Annotated in this window: 18 protein-coding genes; 5 read left to right on the forward strand and 13 right to left on the reverse strand. The window is 44.1% G+C overall.

What is annotated here, in order from left to right:
• Positions 1–99: 99 nt before the first annotated feature.
• The 8 genes from AR337_RS23550 to AR337_RS19500 all read right to left on the reverse strand — a co-directional run bounded on the left by AR337_RS23550 (position 100) and on the right by AR337_RS19500 (position 6,826).
• Complete coding sequence (locus AR337_RS23550; RefSeq protein ID WP_172797573.1) at positions 100–243, reverse strand: hypothetical protein; 144 nt, start codon at positions 241–243, stop codon at positions 100–102.
• Positions 244–570: 327 nt separating this feature from the next.
• The gene (gene ptsP, locus AR337_RS19470) at positions 571–2,286 is read right to left on the reverse strand and encodes a phosphoenolpyruvate--protein phosphotransferase (RefSeq protein ID WP_059173717.1); all 1,716 of its coding nucleotides are present in this window, start codon (positions 2,284–2,286) and stop codon (positions 571–573) included.
• Positions 2,286–2,552 carry a phosphocarrier protein HPr gene (locus tag AR337_RS19475; RefSeq protein ID WP_059173718.1) on the reverse strand — a complete coding sequence of 89 codons (267 nt, stop codon included), beginning with the start codon at positions 2,550–2,552 and terminating at the stop codon, positions 2,286–2,288. The genes ptsP and AR337_RS19475 overlap by 1 nt, the downstream gene beginning before the upstream one ends.
• A 213-nt stretch (positions 2,553–2,765) precedes the next feature.
• Entirely contained in the window at positions 2,766–3,983 is a 1,218-nt protein-coding gene (locus AR337_RS19480) for a hypothetical protein (RefSeq protein WP_156424475.1), read from the reverse strand.
• A complete protein-coding gene (locus tag AR337_RS19485; RefSeq protein WP_059173720.1) occupies positions 3,983–5,176 on the reverse strand; it encodes a DUF58 domain-containing protein in 1,194 nt (397 codons plus the stop codon). Before AR337_RS19485 ends, AR337_RS19480 begins: the two co-directional genes overlap by 1 nt.
• On the reverse strand, positions 5,176–6,123 hold the full coding sequence (locus AR337_RS19490) for a MoxR family ATPase (protein ID WP_059173721.1): 948 nt from the start codon (positions 6,121–6,123) through the stop codon (positions 5,176–5,178). Before AR337_RS19490 ends, AR337_RS19485 begins: the two co-directional genes overlap by 1 nt.
• 210 nt (positions 6,124–6,333) lie before the next feature.
• Entirely contained in the window at positions 6,334–6,522 is a 189-nt protein-coding gene (locus AR337_RS19495) for an aspartyl-phosphate phosphatase Spo0E family protein (protein WP_059173722.1), read from the reverse strand.
• Positions 6,523–6,631: 109 nt separating this feature from the next.
• Positions 6,632–6,826, reverse strand: coding sequence for a hypothetical protein (locus AR337_RS19500; RefSeq protein ID WP_059173723.1), 195 nt, complete (start codon positions 6,824–6,826; stop codon positions 6,632–6,634).
• A 269-nt stretch (positions 6,827–7,095) separates the two neighbouring features.
• Between AR337_RS19500 and AR337_RS19505 the strand changes: the two genes are divergently transcribed.
• A complete protein-coding gene (locus tag AR337_RS19505) occupies positions 7,096–7,284 on the forward strand; it encodes a DUF2187 family protein (protein WP_059173724.1) in 189 nt (62 codons plus the stop codon).
• A gap of 55 nt (positions 7,285–7,339) precedes the next feature.
• Here AR337_RS19505 and AR337_RS19510 read toward each other — a convergent pair whose 3' ends face one another.
• On the reverse strand, positions 7,340–8,008 hold the full coding sequence (locus AR337_RS19510; RefSeq protein ID WP_059173725.1) for an NAD-dependent epimerase/dehydratase family protein: 669 nt from the start codon (positions 8,006–8,008) through the stop codon (positions 7,340–7,342).
• A gap of 154 nt (positions 8,009–8,162) precedes the next feature.
• Here AR337_RS19510 and AR337_RS19515 point away from each other — a divergent pair, with 154 nt between their 5' ends.
• Entirely contained in the window at positions 8,163–8,774 is a 612-nt protein-coding gene (locus AR337_RS19515; protein WP_059173726.1) for a CPBP family intramembrane glutamic endopeptidase, read from the forward strand.
• 32 nt (positions 8,775–8,806) lie between these two features.
• Here the strand turns inward: AR337_RS19515 and AR337_RS19520 are convergent, their stop codons facing one another.
• Entirely contained in the window at positions 8,807–9,850 is a 1,044-nt protein-coding gene (locus AR337_RS19520) for a hypothetical protein (protein ID WP_059173727.1), read from the reverse strand.
• A 252-nt stretch (positions 9,851–10,102) separates the two neighbouring features.
• On the opposite strand from AR337_RS19520, the gene AR337_RS19525 reads away from it, so the two are divergent.
• Complete coding sequence (locus tag AR337_RS19525; RefSeq protein ID WP_059173728.1) at positions 10,103–12,271, forward strand: ATP-dependent Clp protease ATP-binding subunit; 2,169 nt, start codon at positions 10,103–10,105, stop codon at positions 12,269–12,271.
• A gap of 62 nt (positions 12,272–12,333) precedes the next feature.
• Here AR337_RS19525 and AR337_RS19530 read toward each other — a convergent pair whose 3' ends face one another.
• The gene (locus tag AR337_RS19530; RefSeq protein WP_059173729.1) at positions 12,334–14,028 is read right to left on the reverse strand and encodes a M3 family oligoendopeptidase; all 1,695 of its coding nucleotides are present in this window, start codon (positions 14,026–14,028) and stop codon (positions 12,334–12,336) included.
• Positions 14,029–14,193: 165 nt separating this feature from the next.
• Positions 14,194–14,634 carry a MarR family winged helix-turn-helix transcriptional regulator gene (locus AR337_RS19535; RefSeq protein ID WP_059173730.1) on the reverse strand — a complete coding sequence of 147 codons (441 nt, stop codon included), beginning with the start codon at positions 14,632–14,634 and terminating at the stop codon, positions 14,194–14,196.
• A 216-nt stretch (positions 14,635–14,850) separates the two neighbouring features.
• Here AR337_RS19535 and AR337_RS19540 point away from each other — a divergent pair, with 216 nt between their 5' ends.
• Positions 14,851–16,086, forward strand: coding sequence for an MFS transporter (locus AR337_RS19540; RefSeq protein WP_059173731.1), 1,236 nt, complete (start codon positions 14,851–14,853; stop codon positions 16,084–16,086).
• A 112-nt stretch (positions 16,087–16,198) separates the two neighbouring features.
• Here the strand turns inward: AR337_RS19540 and AR337_RS19545 are convergent, their stop codons facing one another.
• Complete coding sequence (locus AR337_RS19545; protein WP_253701990.1) at positions 16,199–16,726, reverse strand: hemerythrin domain-containing protein; 528 nt, start codon at positions 16,724–16,726, stop codon at positions 16,199–16,201.
• Between the two features lie 206 nt (positions 16,727–16,932).
• On the opposite strand from AR337_RS19545, the gene AR337_RS19550 reads away from it, so the two are divergent.
• Positions 16,933–17,274, forward strand: a complete 342-nt coding sequence (locus AR337_RS19550; protein WP_059173732.1) for a hypothetical protein — start codon at positions 16,933–16,935, stop codon at positions 17,272–17,274.
• The last annotated feature ends 912 nt before the right edge of the window (positions 17,275–18,186 follow it).

Here is an 18,186-nt window from a genome sequence, read left to right on the forward strand (position 1 = left end):
TAATACCACGCTGAAAGCTTTTTGGAACCCCGGGCCTAGCCCGGGGTTTTCGATTTACAAACAAAAAGAAAAAAAAAACCCCGAGTTGGGGTTTTTTCTTTACTCCATTTCAACCTTATTTTTCTTTTTTGGGGCTCCCAATGACTGCATTTGATTCATGATCTTTTCACGTGATTCCTTGTTTCTCATTAAATACGCCGCACCGAGAGCTACAGTAGTCATCAGCATTTTTTTCCTGTTCATGGATATACCTCCTTGGTAATCTGCATACATAGAAAACTTTCCCTGACATTCCCTTTTATAAACACGCTGCGGCCAAAAAATGATACCAAATATATCCATGATAAACCTATGTTAAACATTATGGAAATTTATGCTCCAGATGCTTCCCAAAAATTTATTTTTTAAATATGTGAAGTTCTCTATCAATATAAAAAAAATCCGGCTGCATCCGCAGCCGGCAAAAAGGGGGAAAATGAGAATGATTAGCTTACACTAAATCATACTAGTTGCTTGGTAGTATTTTACCCGTATGCTCGTCCTCAAAACCTTATAAATATTTCATTTACATTACAAGTTTATTGCGTTTTTTACAGATTGGATGACCTCATCAACAGTTCCCATTGAAAGTGCCTCGCCAGCCAACTTTTCCATATCTGATTTATTCAGCTTTTTCAGCAACGACCTCGCCCGTAAAATAGACGTGGCGCTCATTGAAAATTCATCCAGGCCAAGGCCAAGGAGGAGTGGGATAGCCGTTACATCGCCAGCCATTTCCCCGCACATGCCAGCCCATTTTCCTTCAGCATGAGCAGCATCGATAACCATCTTTACCAGCCTTAAAATTGCCGGGTTATACGGCTGATACAAATAGGAAACCCGTTCATTCATCCTGTCAGCAGCCATTGTGTACTGGATCAAATCATTTGTTCCGATGCTGAAAAAGTCGACTTCTTTTGCGAACTGGTCTGCCAAGACAGCGGTGGAAGGGATCTCCACCATTATGCCCACTTCAATTCGCTCGGAGATTGTTGCCCCTTCGCTCATAAGTTTTTCTTTTTCTTCCTCGAACATTCCTTTCGCCTCGCGGAACTCATCAAGAGTCGCAATCATTGGGAACATGATTTTCAGGTTCCCGAATGAGCTAGCCCTAAGCAGTGCGCGAAGCTGGGTACGGAAAATTTCCTTTTGGTCGAGGCAAAGGCGAATCGCCCTATAACCAAGGAATGGGTTCATTTCTTCAGGCAGGTTTAAATAAGGCAGTTCCTTATCTCCTCCGATATCAAGCGTCCTGACAACAACTGGCTTCCCTTCCATACCTTCAAGTACAGCTTTATAGGATTCATACTGCTCGTCCTCAGAAGGCATTTGATCCCTGCCCATATACAAGAATTCTGTCCGGTAGAGGCCAATTGCTTCAGCCCCATTCTCAAGAGCTCCTTTTAAATCCTTAGGTGTCCCGATATTCGCGCCAATTTCAACCTCGTGCCCGTCAGCAGTCACGGTCTTTTCATTAATAAGTTTGGCCCATTCGGCTTTTTGTGCTTCAAAGTCGGCTTTAACCTGCTCATAAGCTTTTATGAGCTCCGGTGTGGGGTTAATATGCACTTCGCCCTTTAGCCCGTCTACAATCACCAAATCCCCGTTCCTGATTTCTTCAGTGGATGTCCGGGTACCGACCACTGCCGGTATTTCCATGGAGCGGGCCATAATCGCTGAGTGTGATGTCCTTCCGCCAATGTCGGTTGTAAAGCCTTTAACAAACTCCCGGTTTAACTGAGCTGTATCGGAGGGGGTGAGGTCTCCTGCCACGATGATGACTTCTTCGGCTATCATGGAAGGGTTCGGAAGTTGGACGCCCAATAGCCTCGCGAGGACCCTTTTTGTAACATCACGGATATCTGCGGCACGTTCTTTCATGTATTCGTTGTCCATTTGTTCGAACATGGAGATGAACATCCCAGCAGTCTCTTCAAGAGCAAATTCGGCATTGACCTTCCCATTTGAAATCTTTTCCTCAATCGGGGAAACTAATTCGGGGTCGGATAACACCAGAAGGTGCGCATCGAATATTGCAGCCTTGTCCTCTCCCAAATCTACTCTTGCACGGTCACGAATCTGCGAAAGTTCCGCTTTTGATTGGTCGAGTGCCGTCCGGAATCGTTCAATCTCAGCGGACGGATTCTCAATGGATTGCCTGCTGTAGGATAAATCGGGCTCTATCAGCCTATATGCCTTGGCTATCGCTATCCCATTTGAAGCAGCAATCCCTTGCAAGAATGCCATTATTCTGCCAATCCTTCTTTTTTCAATGTTTCTTCGAGAGTCTGGAGCGCTTCTTCCGCATCCCCGCCCTCTGCCGAAATGGAAATCGTTGAGCCCTGGCCGATACCGAGAGACATAACTCCCATAATTGACTTAAGATTCACCCTTTTTCCTTTATACTCCAGGTTGATTTCCGAATTAAATCTGCTCGCGGTTTGGACAAGAAGCGTCGCGGGCCTAGCGTGGATTCCTGTATCCGCTGTAACCGTAAATTGTTTTTCTGCCATATCAATCAATCTCCTTGTTATATAATAGTGTCAAACTCTTACCAGGACTACTCCCATACCTTATTGTAAAAACGAATAAGCTTTCGGAAGATTAACGCCCTTAACCTCATAAATTTAACCAAATAAATGCTTATAGTCAAATAAACAGGCAGGCTGCCTATATTTTTCCCCTTTACGGGAAAAACAAAGCGCGCCTGCCTGGCCTATTCCTTCTTAAAAACCGGCCTTTTTCATTTGGGCTTTTCTCTTCTTTTGTTCTTTACCCCTCTGCTTGATCAGTTCCTTGATTCCTTTTAGTTCACGCCTTGCAAGTTCAAGGTCGGATAGGCCCACCTGGAAGTTTCCATAACGGACAGCTTCATATAGGCCCACCAGGCTTTGGTTGGAAGGAATTTCGATTCGGTTCCACCACTCCCCGACTGTTTCAGATTCGAAACGGCCGAATCCGTTCTTCCTTGCAAAGTATTCCAGACTAAAAATCTCTCTCCGCAGCATATTTTCCGGTGGGTTAGGCTTCCGCCTTTTGGCCTTTCCCTTGCTGGCGTCTAAAATTAGGGTCTGGCCAGAAAAGTTCCTTGTGGGTTCGTCCAAATAAATACGGGTCCTTTTTTTATACAAATAAATGAATAACCCAATTATCGCTAGCACCGCGAGAGCCATTAAAGCTATTTCCGTATATTTCTGAGTTGCCTCTTCACGGATGACTTTTCCAACCCCCGGCCTTTCCACAACCTCTATTTGAACCTGATCAGGGTTGGTCCACAGATTCAAGGTCTCAGACCACATCAGTATCGGTGTTGCAATCGTGGCGAAAATGATTGCGATTCCTTTTAATATAAGAAAGAATGCGGACTGCAGATAATTCATTGCCAGTGCTATAAGGCTGCCTGCCAAAACAATGGGGCCAATCAACTTTGCATAAAAGGCCATATATCCAGCCTTCTCGCTCCGATTCCCTTCAATTTTGGACAGATTCAACAGGAATCTTCCTGATAGCACCACGGCGACCTGTGCGATCACCAATAGAATTGTAATTTGAAAGATTGTTTCATTTTTTAAATGAGCCCCTATCATTGCCGGAAATGCGGCCATTGCCGAAAAGGAGGCAATTAACAAATCCTGGTCTTCCGCCTTTCCGCCAGAAAGGGAATTTCCCCTCCAGAAAAGGAAGGCTATCGCGGCTGCCACAGGAACAGGATGAAATCCCAAAACCATTCCTATTGAGATTAACGCTGGAAGCAATAGGGCCAAAAAGATTATTTTCGCCGTTTTCCTCAATCGTCCAAGAAGCCAAATATAGATAGAAAAAAAGACTGCAAACACTAAAAGGACAGGAAACACAAGCCAGCCGCTTTCCACTGGCCAAAAATATGGATATACAAGCAGTGCCGCAAAAAGCAATTCAATTAAAAACAAGTAGAGTTTTCTCATCAAGACAATCGCCTTCCTTCCGCAGATGGCGAAAAGGGTGCAAGCTCAGCTTTATCATGGACCGTATTTAATACTAGTAGCCTGATGCCCCTCTTTTTGAACTCGTCAAGCGTAGCTGCCGTATGTCCGGGCATCGTGCCAGCATGGATAAGGCAGGGCAGCAAATGGAGGTTCCTGTCCATATAGGAGAGCATCCGGTCATATGGAAAAGGAGCAAAAGAATTTGACAGCGCAAGCATTTCATATATTTTTTGCAGCTGCTCCCTGCCGTTTCCCGGGGGAAGGTAAAAAAATGGGATATCTCCCGCATTCCTCATATTCATGCATAGCGAGACAGGAATTTGCCTTGAATACGCAAAATAAGCAAGATCCGCGGCTCCCTCAAGCATTTCCTCCAAGTTCCCTGGCACGGAATACCCATCCGCTACATTGATGCAAATAACAATCCCCTTTTCAGAAACCCGGTCGAACAATTTTGTTTGGAGCCTTCCAGCCCGGGCACTGGCTTTCCAATGGATGCGGTGGAAGCCATCTGAATATGTATAATCCCTAGTACCCGCAGGTGAAAGCATATCTTCGTACAAGGAATACGGAGTAAATTGGGAACCGGGCTTCTGGGAAACCAAATCCATTTTATTAACAACTTCCATCCTATTTGGATACACAATGACTTCCTTGGGAAGGGAATATCTGTATTCAAGATTTATTTTTCCAAATCCGAACAGGTTGGGGACCTGGAATTCAATTTTCCTTATCTTAGCTAACCCCCTGTATTTGCTCGTAAAAGGGAGTTCCAATTTCTTTGATTCTCCTTTATTGATTGAGAAAGGGAAGGACACTTCATGCAGCCATTTCTTATCATTTTCATCAGCGCCTGGAGGCTCGACTGCCTGATCGAAGAAAATCCTCGCTTCCGCATTTAAAATCGGCCAGCCATCATTTGTGAACATCATTTCCCATTTGCCTTGTTCATCAATAAAATAACGGTCCCTTTGCCTTTCCATACTTACCTCAAAGCCTTCTCCCACCTTTTTTTCATAAAAAAGGTTAAGGGAAATTAAAACAAAGATAATTACTCCTGCAAAAAGTAAAAATTTTGAGTCAAGATAAAGTGAAAGCAGGACGAGGAGAGCGGATGCAAACTGGATTGGAACGATTTTACCTTCAGAAAAAGAATGCTTGCTCCAGGACATTAGCTGGCACCCGCTTCAACAGGGACGGGCACACTTTCCATGATTTCCGAAATGACCGCCTCCGGGCTTTTTGTAAGGGAGCCTTCCGTTGATAAATAAATGCGGTGTCCCAATACATATGGGGCAACTGCCTTAACATCATCCGGCACCACATAGTTTCTGCCGGCTAAGAAAGCCTTTCCTTGCGCGGCTTTCATTAAAGCAAGCGTGCCCCGCGGGCTGACCCCCAACTCGATAAGGGAATGCTCCCTCGTTCTCCTGGCAAGTTCAAGAATATAGCATTCAACTTCATCATCTATTTGAACTTTTTTCGCCTCTTTGGAAAGCTCCAGCAATTCCTCTTTATCAAGAATCTGCTCGATTCCAGTGGCATTGATGCCCTGGCGGTGGATTTTCATAATTTGCTTTTCTTCCTCAAATTCAGGGTAAGCTGCATTCAATTTAATGAAAAACCTGTCCATTTGTGCAACCGGCAGCGGAAATGTTCCCTGTTGGGATTCAACCGGGTTCTGGGTGGCAATGACCATGAAAGGCCACTCAAGATGGAGTGTATGCCCGTCAATTGTTACCTGCATTTCCTCCATCGCTTCCAGCAAGCTCGATTGTGTCCTTGGCGTTGCGCGGTTGATTTCGTCGGCAAGGACGATATTTGCCATAATCGGCCCGCGCAGGAGTTCGAATTCCTGCTTTTTCGGGTTGAAAAATTGGATGCCTGTAATATCTCCAGGCAGCACATCAGGGGTAAACTGAATTCGAGAAAAACTGCCGCCTACTGCCTCGGAGAATTTCTTCGCCAGCATTGTTTTCCCTGTACCTGGAACACTCTCTAGCAACACATGGCCGTTGAATAGGAGGGAAATGAACATTAGCTCAATTTCCTGTTCCTTTCCTACCAAATGGGTGCCAATCTCTTTTTTCAGCCTGTTACCAATCTCTAAAACTCCCATGTTCCCACTCCCACCTATATATTCTCTCTTATTATAAAAACGCTTTCATCTCTACTTGCATCTATAGGTATAAAGAGGGCTTTTGGGCTTTCCTGCTAAAGATCCTACTGCTTAACGGGCTGCCATTAAAAAGCATTGAGCGATCCTCCCCCTATACATTAGCCATAACAAACAGGCGCCCAGCTAAAAAGCTGGACGCCTTTGGCTGTTTCAATTTTTCAATGCAAGTGAGCAAGAAAAGGCACCAACTACCGTCTTATTATGCATATTGAGCAAATCGTCAAGTTCCCGGCTTATTAGCAGGGTCTGATTACTCGCTATACCAGTCTTCGAGGCCGCCAAAATCATTTCATTCCGCTTGCTTTCTATTTTGTACAGCAAGTTTTCCTGTGATGGCAATGGTTGTTCACCTTCACTCCGCATTTTTATAATGAGTATATTGTACACTTACAGGAAAAAATTCACAATATATTCACAAAATTTTTACAAAAAATACTAAAGAAATTTTTCAACTTCTTTCCTCTGGCGTGTATTCGTAAATAACATTGCCGCCCCTCTGAGCTATTCCCCGGAAATGTTTAAAATCCTCCCGCATTACCAGGGTCTTTCTGAATGGGAGGAAATCTTCATTGGCAACATAATATTCAGCTATTTGCCCGCTTTTAAGCCTGTCCAGAATGTCGTGAATTCCTTTCTCATCCAAGCTACTTCACCACCTGATAATCGTATTTATGTTGTAGTTGGTGCTATCCGTATCATAATTAAAGACTATTTTCCTGTCCAGTTCCAATTTCCGTTTTTAGAAATTAATTAAATTTAGAAATTTTTAGGAAAGAAAGCCTTTACGTTTTCATAAAATTAGTGCAAACTGTTTATAAAATCTGGTTCCATACCGGTTTCCAAAACAGATTCCACTTAAAAACTCCGAATATAGGAACCTACTCAAATTAGGGATAAAAAGGAGAGAGGCAGTTGAAGAGAGCAGAAGTAGGAAACATCATCGAATTCCGCGGCGGACTTAAAGGAATTGTAGAAAAAGTGAATGAAAACTCTGTTATCGTAGACCTAACTTATATGGACAATTACCGAGATCTTGAATTGGACCAGCGAACCGTCATTAATCATAAAAACTATAAAATAATTAAAGAATCAGTCAACTAAATGAAAGTGGATGGCAAAAAAGCAGCGGCCATAACATTCATCCGCTGCTTTAACGTTATTCACCCTTGCCGCCTAGCCCCGCCAGCTGATCCGATTCATGGACATTAATCCCAGTGAGTTCCCCAAGTGCCGCGGCAACCATAGCAGATGCAACAATTTCCGCGTGTATCGGGGAGAATTTCTTTAATCTGACAGGCATTATCTTTGTCAAAGGTTTTGACAGCCATTCTGCAAGCTTCTCCCCAAAACGGAACTCTTTACGGTCTCCAATTAATAGTGAAGGCCTAAAAAGATGTATGGCTTGGAATGGATATGTTGAAAGCTTTTCTTCCATCTCTCCTTTTACCCGGCTATAGAAAAAAGCCGACCCCTTGTTGGCACCCATTGAAGAAATGGCCAAGTAGCGTTTTGCCCCTTCCGATATCCCAAGTTGGGCGGCTTGGAACGGCAGGCTTAGGTCAACGAATTCAAAGGCATCTTTTGACCCAGCCTTCTTCATCGTAGTTCCCAGGCAGCAAAAGATATCATCCACATTGAATTCGTTTGAAAACCTTGAAAGCTCCTCCAGTGGAACAATCAATTCCCTCACCTTAGGGTGATTGATGCCCGTTTTCCTCCTCGAAAGGATTTTTATTTCCGAAAACTCATCTCTAGCGATTAGCTTCCTTACTAGATATCCTCCTACAAGGCCGGTGGCACCGAGAACTAAAGCTTTTCTCTCCATCCACATCCCTCCTTTCCCTAACTATATCGCTATTTGGAAATCCAAACCATTGGAATGTCAGGAAGGATTCATGTATTTTACAATGTGCGGACTTTTTTTGGCTCCTTCTATTTGCTACAATAGGTTCAATGCACGAAAGGAGACAACCGTTTCAATGTTATTGGAAAAAATCGATTTCCGCCTGATTGGCGGCTTTTTGCTTGCCCACCTTCTGCTTTACTTCACATTCCAGGATAAAAATATATTCTGGTATATTTTCCCGGCTAGTCTTTTGGTCTTAACAATCTGGACCATTCTATTAGAGGATGTGGACGACAGAATATCATTTATCCGTTATATAACAACAGGGATTATTTCAGGTCTGCTGTTATATGGACTCTTTTTCTTAGGGAATTCACTGATTCATTTTTTTAAAATTCCTCTTGGCGACAATATTGCAAAGCTATATAAATGGTTTTCCCCAGGTCAATTCTGGCAATACATCGCTCTCGTGCTAATTGCTGTCCCAGGCGAGGAGCTATTTTGGAGAGGGTTTATCCAAAAAAGAATCCTCCGCCATCACCGTGCTTCCTGGAGCATTTTTCTGTCGGCGGCCATGTATGCCTCGGTCCATATATACTCTGCGGAGTTCATCCTTGTTTTCGCGGCATTCGTCTCCGGTCTTGTTTGGGGATTGCTCTTTGCCTGGAAACGAAGCATTCCCCTGGTGATCGTATCCCATTTGGTATTTAATCTGCTTCTTTTCATCCTGGCCCCGTTTAATTAACTAGAAAATAAGGCCGCCGGTTATCGGCGGCCTTATTTTACTTTTGGCAATGGTTTCACCCATAGCAGGATAAGAAATATCAGGCTGACATAGCCGAATAAAGGGTAAAGGAACGATAGAAGTGTACCGTAGTGGATAAGGCTTGCAACATAAGACACAGAAAATATCCCTAGAGAAATAGCTGCTGTATGCAACGGAACGATTTTTTTTATTTGGCGTTCAAGTCCATAAATATTTCCTATTACCGATGTGAAAATCTCCGCATAAACTACAGAAACGAAAACCCAATGGAAGCTGTCGGAATAATTTTTCATCACTGCCGCCATCGGGATATCGTATGTTTCAAGGTCAGGGAGCGTAACGAGTGTAAGATGGCTCGATACAAGTATGATTGTAAGAGCAGTGCCTCCGAGTATGCCTCCCCATTTTAATGTCCAATCATCTTTTACCTCTGCGGCAATCGGTACAAGTACCGCTTGGGACAGACCCAAGTTAAACGCTATATAGATAAATGGGGAAATGGCTCCTTTCCAGTTTCCTCCTGAGCCTCCCATTTTTAGAAACGCTTCCTGGAAACCTGGGGAAGTAACAGAGAGCATCATTAAAAACAGGCTAAATAGAATCATGGCCGGTACAATAAACGTGTTGACAGCAAATAACCCTTTTGTCCCCAGTACCATAACAATAAGGGACAGGGCAATCGTCAACAGGATTCCTGCATTCCTTGGTACGCCAAGCTGTTCCTCAAACACCGAACCAGCACCGGACATCATAACGGATGTTACCCCTAAAAGCATTAGAAGCATTAGGATGTTAATCCATTTTGAAGCACGCTTGCCGAATAAATATTCATTGAATCCTTGGTACGTATCAACGTTAGCCCTCGCTGCCGCTCTCATCAATTTCGCCCCCATAGCTATGAGCAAGTACCCGCTGATCAATATGCCAAAAAAACCAATTAAACCATATTTTGAAAAAAACTCGACGATTTCCCTCCCAGTCGCGAAACCCGCCCCAACCACTGTGCCGACATAAACGGCAGCGACTTGGAAGGCCCCTGCCCAATTCCGCTTCACAGAATCCCCTCCCCTTAAACACTATATGGAGAATAGGACAAACCATGCCACCAATTTACCAGTACTTAGATGCAAGTTAAAAAACGGAAGTACGACTTATATGGCAGGACTCATAGTGATTTATTGGAAAAAATTACATAAGCTTAACTATTGAAAGTCAAAGAAGGTCAGATTATACTTAGTATCAGTAAGGTCAAATATAGTCAAAGACAAACTTAATATAGATAGATTTGTAAAAAGGAGGCAGATTTTATGCTTTGCCAACTATGCAATCAATCCCAAGCCAATGTACAACTCAAGTTAATGGTGAATGGCAGAAAAAAAGATTTAATTCTTTGCCAGGACTGCTTTAGCAAGGAACGCCAGGCCATTGCAGGCTCATTCGGTCCATCGGCTGGATTCCCCACTTCGTTCTTCAACCAATTCAGCCAGCCTCCATTTGACAACATGGAATTTACTGGACAGAAGGAAGAAACGTTAAATAAACAGCCTGAAAAAAGAGGCGGGAACGGATTCATTGACCAATATGGACGCAATCTTTCCCAGCTGGCAAAAGCCGGTCTTATTGATCCTGTAATTGGCCGTGATGAGGAAGTTGAGCGTGTCATTGAAATTCTTAACCGGAGGAATAAAAACAACCCTGTCCTCATTGGGGAGCCAGGCGTCGGGAAAACAGCAATCGCGGAAGGACTTGCTTTGAAAATTGCTGAAGGTGATGTGCCATCCAAGCTCATGAATAAAGAGCTTTACTTGCTTGATGTCGCTTCCCTCGTTGCCAACACAGGAATAAGGGGCCAATTCGAAGAACGGATGAAGCAATTGATTTCCGAGCTGCAAAACAATAAGAACATCATCCTATTTATTGATGAAATCCACTTACTCGTTGGAGCAGGCTCCGCAGAAGGGTCAATGGATGCCAGCAATATCCTTAAGCCTGCACTTGCCCGTGGGGAGCTACAGGTAATCGGGGCAACCACTTTGAAGGAATACCGCCAAATTGAAAAGGATGCCGCCCTTGAGCGGAGGTTCCAGCCGATTCATGTCCTTGAACCATCGGTGGATGCAGCGATGGTGATTTTGAAGGGAATTCAATCGAAGTATGAAGATTTTCATGAGGTATCCTATTCAGAGGATGCAATTAAGGCTTGTGTACAATTGTCGCACCGCTATATTCAGGACCGCTTCCTCCCAGACAAGGCGATTGATTTACTCGACGAAGCAGGTTCGAAGCTGAATCTTGTAAACGGAGGCGTTTCTTCTAAAGAAGATTATGATGAAAAACTGAAGAGCATTGCGTTAGAAAAAGAAGCTGCCTTGAAGGCCGAGAATTACGAGAAAGCCGCTGAACTTCGTGACGAAGAAGCCAGGATTGAAAAAATGCTCAACATCGCTAAACCTTTAAGCCGCCCCGTAGTTGAAGCGAAGCATATTCAGGAAATCATCGAGAAAAAGACGGGTATTCCTGTCGGCAAGCTCCAGGCAGATGAACAGCATATGCTGAAATATCTTGAAGAGTCTCTCAATGAAAAAGTTATCGGCCAGGAGAAAGCTGTCAGCAAAGTCGCGAAAGCGATTCGCCGAAGCCGCGCCGGCCTGAAAGCAAAACAGCGGCCAATTGGTTCGTTCCTGTTTGCCGGCCCGACAGGCGTGGGTAAAACAGAGCTTACAAAAAGGCTTGCCGAAGAGCTATTTGGTTCCAAGGATGCAATGGTCCGTCTCGATATGAGTGAGTATATGGAGAGACACAGCGTATCCAAATTGATTGGTTCACCCCCAGGGTATGTCGGCCATGAGGAAGCTGGGCAGCTTACTGAGAAAGTTCGCCGCAATCCTTACAGCATCCTCTTGCTCGATGAAATTGAGAAGGCCCACCCGGATGTCCAGCACATGTTCCTCCAAATCATGGAGGATGGGCGCCTGACAGACAGCCAGGGAAGGACTGTAAGCTTTAAGGATACAGTCATTATCATGACAACCAACGCCGGAGCTGGGATGAAGCCAATCCACGTTGGGTTTGGAAAAAGCGATGCTCCTTCAGATACCGGCCTGCTCGAATCACTGGGGAGCTACTTTAAGCCCGAGTTCCTGAACAGGTTTGACAGCATCATCGAATTCAGCCAGCTTAAGAAAGAAGATTTGCTCCAAATTGTTGAATTGATGGTTTTTGAGCTTAAAGATAATCTATCCGAACAAGGGCTAACACTTGATGTAAGCAAAGAGGCAATGGATAAACTGGCCGAGCTGGGCTACCATCCCGCATTTGGCGCACGCCCGCTTCGCCGTGTAATCCATGAGCAGCTTGAAGACAAAATCACCGACCTAATCCTTGAAGAACCGGACACAAAATTGATTGAAGCGGTGATTGAAGGGGAGCAACTGGCAATACAGCGCAAGGAAACGATTGTACAATCATATTCATAAAACGTTTTTTAAGGCAAACAGCCCGGTCCATAACACAATGGACCGGGCTGTTTTACATAAGTTTATAGTTTCTTATCATCAATCGAATTTAGATAGTCTTCAATTACGCCGACAACCGACTCGACGCAGCCTTCTTCGAATGGGGAGATGAGGCTAGCTTCCTTGACAAGCCCTGTAAAGGACTGGCTTCCGCCCAACGTACAAAGGCGGGCATAATCCTTCCAAGCAGCCTCCCTGTCCTCCCTCGATTTTTTCCAGAATTGGAACGCGCAAATTTGCGCAAGGGTATAGTCGATATAATAGAACGGGGAACCGTAAATATGGCCCTGGCGCTGCCAGAATCCGCCTCTGGCAAGGTAATCATTTGCTTCGTAGTCTTTATGCGGCTGGTATTTATTCTCGATTTCACGCCACTTCGCTTTTCTATCCGCGGGAGATGCTTCAGGATTTTCGTAAACCCAATGTTGGAACTCATCAACCGATACACCATATGGCAGGAACAACAAGGAATCGCTGAGGTGCTGGAACCTGTACTTATCCGTGTCTTCCTTAAAGAACAATTCCATCCATGGCCATGTGAAGAATTCCATGCTCATTGAATGGATTTCACAGGCCTCATAAGTCGGCCAGTAGTATTCCGGCACATCGAAATGGCGGCTTGAAAACACCTGGAAAGCATGGCCTGCTTCGTGAGTCAGTACATCGATGTCACCGGAAGTTCCGTTGAAATTCGAAAAGATGAATGGTGCCTGGTAATCTTCAATGTATGTGCAATATCCGCCAGAGGCTTTGCCCTTTTTCGCGACAAGGTCCATTAAGCCATTGTCCTGCATGAAGCGGAAAAATTCACCCGTTTCCGAAGAAAGCTCATCATACATTTTCTGGCCATTCTCGATAATCCACTCCGGGCTTCCCTTTGGCGTCGGATTCCCAGATGTAAAGCTGAACCCTTCGTCATAGTAATAAAGCTTTTCAACACCAATCCGCTCCTGCTGACGTTTTTTCAGTTTAGTGGAAATCGGGACGATGAACGCTTCTACCTGCTTCCTGAAACTGGCGACCATTTCCGCATTGTAGTCAGTACGGTTCATCCTATAATAGCCTAGCTCAACAAAGTTTTTATAACCAAGTTCCTTCGCGATTTGGGTCCTAACCTTGACAAGTTCATCATAAATACGGTCAAACGCCTCTTCATTCTCGCTGAAAAAGCCAAACTTCGCTTCACTTGCCTGCTTCCTAGTATCACGGTCCACGGATTGGATGAATGCATCTAGCTGGGCAAGTGTCCGTTCTTCCCCATCAAATTCGATTTTGGCCGAAGCAACTAGCTTCGTATATTCCGTTGAAAGCCTATTTTCCTTTTGTAAAAGCGGGACGATTTCCGGCTTGAAGGTTTTTAGCTGGCCTTCCGCAAGCGCGAAAAGCTGGCGCCCCCATTTTTCTTCCAGGTCGGCCCTGAACGGGGATGTTGTCAGCGCATGATAAAATTTCGTAACGAGCCCTTCAAGCTCAGGGCCAATTTCATCAATATTGTCTTGCTCCGCTTTGTAAAATTCATCCTCCGTATTGATTGTATGGCGGACGGATACTAGAGAAATCATCGTCCCAATATGATTCCTCTGAGCGTTGATTTTTTGCATTGCCTTTTCCTGCCCCGCTGCGTTGGAGGCGGAATTAAACTCCTCTAGTGCAGCTTCAAAGTCCTTTTTTATTTCCTCCAAATTTGGCCTAACATATGTATAGTCTTGAAATTTCATAATACCCCTTCTCTCTATTTAAAATTCTATACTATATTCGATATCCGGCATGAAGATTCCTCCAATTTCTGAAAAAACCCGGAAATTTTTAATGCCGCCAAATGCAAAAATGCATTTATAGATATTGCCAATAAAAAAAGCAGCACAATTTCATGCTGCTTCTGGTTAATATTTTCCGGACGGAAGGCCCAGCTTTTTCAGGAGTGCTATAGCCTCATCACGCTCTTGATCTGTCAAGCGCGACATGAGTTCATGGATGTTCCTCTCGTGTACAGGAAAAACATCATCGATGAATTTCTTCCCTTTATCGGTAATCCTTGCATATGTCACCCTGCGGTCACTTGGACAGGCAACCCTTTCCAGAAGGGCTTTTTGCTCAAGCTTATCGACAACATAAGTGATGCTGCCGCTAGCAATCAGGATTTTGCCGCCTATTTGCTGAAGGGGCTGGTCGCCTTTGTGATAGAGGAGTTCAAGGACCGCGAACTCTGTCGGGTTAAGGCCATTTTCCTGAATTAACTTATTAACTTGCTCATTAATGGCTTTATAAGCTCTGGAAAGCACAATGTACAGCTTTAGTGATTGAGCAATAGAATCTTTTTCCATATCAAATCAAATCCTTTTTCGGCTAATGAAATTACCTTTAATTCAAGATAATTATACTAAACGAAGGTGAGGGTGTCAACTACCTTACAATTTATCCCAAAATAGTGTTTACTATGATACTGCCCATAAAAACTCCTAAAGAATCTATCCATTCTATTTTTTCCTTTGGGTAAATGCTGTAATATAGGAGGGTAATCACGAGGAGGAGTCATATATATGAACCAGGCAGCATTAGTCCAAAAGCCTGCCCAAAAAGAACAGACAACTACATATAAAATCCTATTTATCATCGCCCTTTGCCACTTATTAAATGATTCGCTTCAATCGGTTGTACCTGCAATGTTTCCAATCATAGAGAAATCTCTGGGGCTAAGTTTCACCCAGCTCGGGATGATTGCCTTTGCATTGAATATTATTTCTTCAGTGATGCAGCCGGCTGTCGGGCTGATGACCGATAAAAAACCTATGCCTTATGCGCTGCCAGCTGGCCTTGCCTGCTCAATGGCAGGAATTTTGGGCCTGGCATTCGCGCCGAATTTCTCGCTGATCATCCTATCCGTTATGTTCATTGGAATTGGTTCTGCAATTTTCCACCCCGAGGGATCCCGCGTCGCCTACCTTGCCGCAGGGCCAAGAAGGGGATTAGCTCAATCCATTTACCAGGTTGGCGGGAACTCCGGACAGGCATTGGCGCCATTGATTACCGCGCTTATACTAGTTCCATTCGGGCAAAGAGGTGCAGCATTATTCGCTATTGTAGCCGGAATTGCAGTTGCCCTCCTAATCTATATAGCCCGGTGGTATACGGAAAAGCTTTCTGCCGCCAGGAAGGCTGCAGGCAATTCATCCAGGAAGCTTGACGGGACAAAGCCATTATCAAAAGGGGTATTGCCAGCTCTCTCACTCATCCTTATTCTTATATTCGCACGGTCCTGGTATATATCCGGTATCACAAGCTTCTACTCATTTTTTGCAATACATGAATATTCGTTTACAATTCAGAATGCGCAATACCTGCTGTTTGCCTTTCTTGTTGCCGGCGCAGTTGGTACATTTTTTGGCGGTCCGCTTGCTGACCGATTCGGCAAAAAGAATGTGATTGCAGCCTCAATGCTTTTCGCTGCTCCATTTTCAGCCATTGTCCCATTTTTGCCGCCTGGGCCGGCTTTGGTTTGCCTTATCCTGAATGGATTTATTTTGATGTCCAGTTTTTCCGTTACGGTCGTGTACGCCCAGGAACTTGTACCCGGAAAAATTGGCCTCATGTCTGGCCTAACCGTCGGCCTTGCTTTTGGAATGGGGGCCATTGGCTCTGTCGGGCTTGGATATATCGCCGACTTGGCAGGGTTGAAGGAAATGATTATCGGGGTTGGGTTTCTCCCGTTAATCGGGCTTACCTCTTTCCTATTGCCAGCGGATAAAACGCTAGAGAAATGGAATACTTCAAATTAGCAAAAAGGCATAGCCATTTACTCGGCTATGCCTTTTATCATTTACTGTTGCTGAAAAATAGATTGATATCCATCAAAAATCGTTGGCTGCCATCCTACTACTTCAGCTTCATCTAGATTTCTTGGATTCTGAGGTAAAGCTCGGCTTTTTCTTCTTCTGAAAGCATCCGTTGTGCCATCGGGAATAAAACATTCTCTTCTTTTGCAAAATGCTCTGTTAATGTATAGTAAGCTTCCTTTATTTGCAAGGCAAGTTCATGGATTTCAGCTTCAGTAAATGTCGCTCCTTCTTCGCTTGTCCGTGCCAGGTAAGTGCCAATTAGCGTTTTTGCCCGATCATGCTCATATTCCATTACAGCAATCGGGCCCGAAGTCCGGCCAATATACGCTCCCATCATATCAAAAAGGACGCCTTCTTCGCGGTCTGAATGAGGTCCAAGATTTGCAATAAAGTCCCTCGTCCTCTTCGTCAGTTCGGCAAACGAATTATTGAGATCCTCACCTGTTTCTATATTCTTTACAGTGGACAGCAAACCCTCCAGTTGAGCCAGCAACGGCGGATGCTCTTCCTTCAGCTGTTTCAGCCCCGCACATAATGTAACCTCTCCCATTCCTTGTAAAGCGCTCATGCAACCACTCATATTAATTTCCCCTTTCAAAATAGTGTTATTTGATTACAGTATAATGGGCATGCTGGTAGTGAGTTGTGATGGGCGTCACATGCCATGAATTTGTCAAGAATTAATGAGCACGCTTTCAAATTTCGAAAAATTTTAACATTTGCTATGACATTCAATAGCAAGAATTTCATATAATTTAGATAGAACCAAAAAAGGAGGAACATAACTTGAATTTCCCATATTATAGAGACTTTTATCCAAAAATCATAATGCCCATAGGTATGAATGACTCAGCTGTTCTAAAAGATTCCCCCTTCGCGGAAACTGGCGCCACCCATTGGCTGATTGCGTTGCAGGGCGAACAGGACGGTTTGCCTGCCGGCTGCTGTAATTGGAAGGTACTGGTCTACACTTCTGATTCAGAGGGTTCATTTAGCTGGGATAAACCATACTTCGCCTCCACGATCATGGATTCAATTGATACCGCGATTGAACTTGCACAGCAATTTGAATCTTTCGGAAAAAATGACCAGCTTTGCACAATGGAGACAGATAAAAAAATCAGCTAGCATCAAAATACAACCCTTTCGAGCTTCTTCTTTTTACCCCCCTATGTGAAATCCCGTACATATAGTGATTATAGTGTTAATTAAATACTGGCCTCCTACTAAAACTCCTTCCTATCAATTAAGCAGAAAAAAGCAGTTTGCATAGAGTAAACAGCAGACTGTAGACAAATTCGAAAATTTTCGGGTTTGCCTACAGTCTTTTTAATTTTAAATATAAAATTGAAATGACAATGCGTCTCTAGATTTCCATTCCGGGTGGACGCTTTCCGCGGGCGGGGCCGAGCCGCCTCCCTCGCTACGCTCAGTCCAGGGTCTCGACTATCCCGCTAATCCCGCCGGAGTCGCCACCCTCCATTCCAATCAATTGAAATTCTTATAATAAAAAGAATACTATTTATGAGGTGACCTGCCATCATGACTAAATCAAGCCAATGAACGGGAACAATTAGAAAGTTGACCATTTACCTTCAGAAAATCATATAGTACGTAAGCTGGAAGCAGCCATTGATTTGTCGTTCATCCGTCCCTTGGCAGAAAACTTATTATACGGTGACAACCTTACGAGGCCTTAAAAAAATGTCTATCCAGGTGATACTTAGTTTTGCTGCAATCAATTTAAAGAAACTGGCAAATTGGACTTCTAAAAGTATAGCCACCGGAAAGAAAATCTTAAGTTTAACCTCGGTAATTTCCATATAAATCACAAAAGGCAGCGAGTGTGTGCTCGCTGCCTTTTTTCGGCAATCTAAGCTGTTTGTATAGAGCAAACAGCTTTTTGATCGTCTAGTGAAATTTTAAAATAAATCATTGTGTATAACTCGAAACGAGTTATATTAATCCAGCTCCACCGCCTAGCCCCTCGAGGTCATAAGCCGGTTCCCTCCGGAGGGCAGGCCCGTCCTCGGAAATGCT

It is taken from the genome of Bacillus sp. FJAT-27445 (genome assembly GCF_001510665.1).
In the GTDB taxonomy this organism is placed as follows: domain Bacteria; phylum Bacillota; class Bacilli; order Bacillales; family Cytobacillaceae; genus Bacillus_D.

Excerpts from the sequence above, each read along its gene's own strand:
- ptsP (WP_059173717.1), bottom strand. The coding sequence starts at position 2,286 with ATGGCATTCTTGCAAGGGATTGCTGCTTCAAATGGGATAGCGATAGCC.
- AR337_RS19525 (WP_059173728.1), top strand. The coding sequence starts at position 10,103 with ATGCTTTGCCAACTATGCAATCAATCCCAAGCCAATGTACAACTCAAG.
- AR337_RS19535 (WP_059173730.1), bottom strand. The coding sequence starts at position 14,634 with ATGGAAAAAGATTCTATTGCTCAATCACTAAAGCTGTACATTGTGCTT.
- AR337_RS19490 (WP_059173721.1), bottom strand. The coding sequence starts at position 6,123 with ATGGGAGTTTTAGAGATTGGTAACAGGCTGAAAAAAGAGATTGGCACC.
- AR337_RS19540 (WP_059173731.1), top strand. The coding sequence starts at position 14,851 with ATGAACCAGGCAGCATTAGTCCAAAAGCCTGCCCAAAAAGAACAGACA.
- AR337_RS19480 (WP_156424475.1), bottom strand. The coding sequence starts at position 3,983 with ATGAGAAAACTCTACTTGTTTTTAATTGAATTGCTTTTTGCGGCACTG.
- AR337_RS19545 (WP_253701990.1), bottom strand. The coding sequence starts at position 16,726 with ATGAGTGGTTGCATGAGCGCTTTACAAGGAATGGGAGAGGTTACATTA.
- AR337_RS19475 (WP_059173718.1), bottom strand. The coding sequence starts at position 2,552 with ATGGCAGAAAAACAATTTACGGTTACAGCGGATACAGGAATCCACGCT.
- AR337_RS19485 (WP_059173720.1), bottom strand. The coding sequence starts at position 5,176 with ATGTCCTGGAGCAAGCATTCTTTTTCTGAAGGTAAAATCGTTCCAATC.
- AR337_RS19510 (WP_059173725.1), bottom strand. The coding sequence starts at position 8,008 with ATGGAGAGAAAAGCTTTAGTTCTCGGTGCCACCGGCCTTGTAGGAGGA.
- AR337_RS19515 (WP_059173726.1), top strand. The coding sequence starts at position 8,163 with ATGTTATTGGAAAAAATCGATTTCCGCCTGATTGGCGGCTTTTTGCTT.
- AR337_RS19530 (WP_059173729.1), bottom strand. The coding sequence starts at position 14,028 with ATGAAATTTCAAGACTATACATATGTTAGGCCAAATTTGGAGGAAATA.
- AR337_RS23550 (WP_172797573.1), bottom strand. The coding sequence starts at position 243 with ATGAACAGGAAAAAAATGCTGATGACTACTGTAGCTCTCGGTGCGGCG.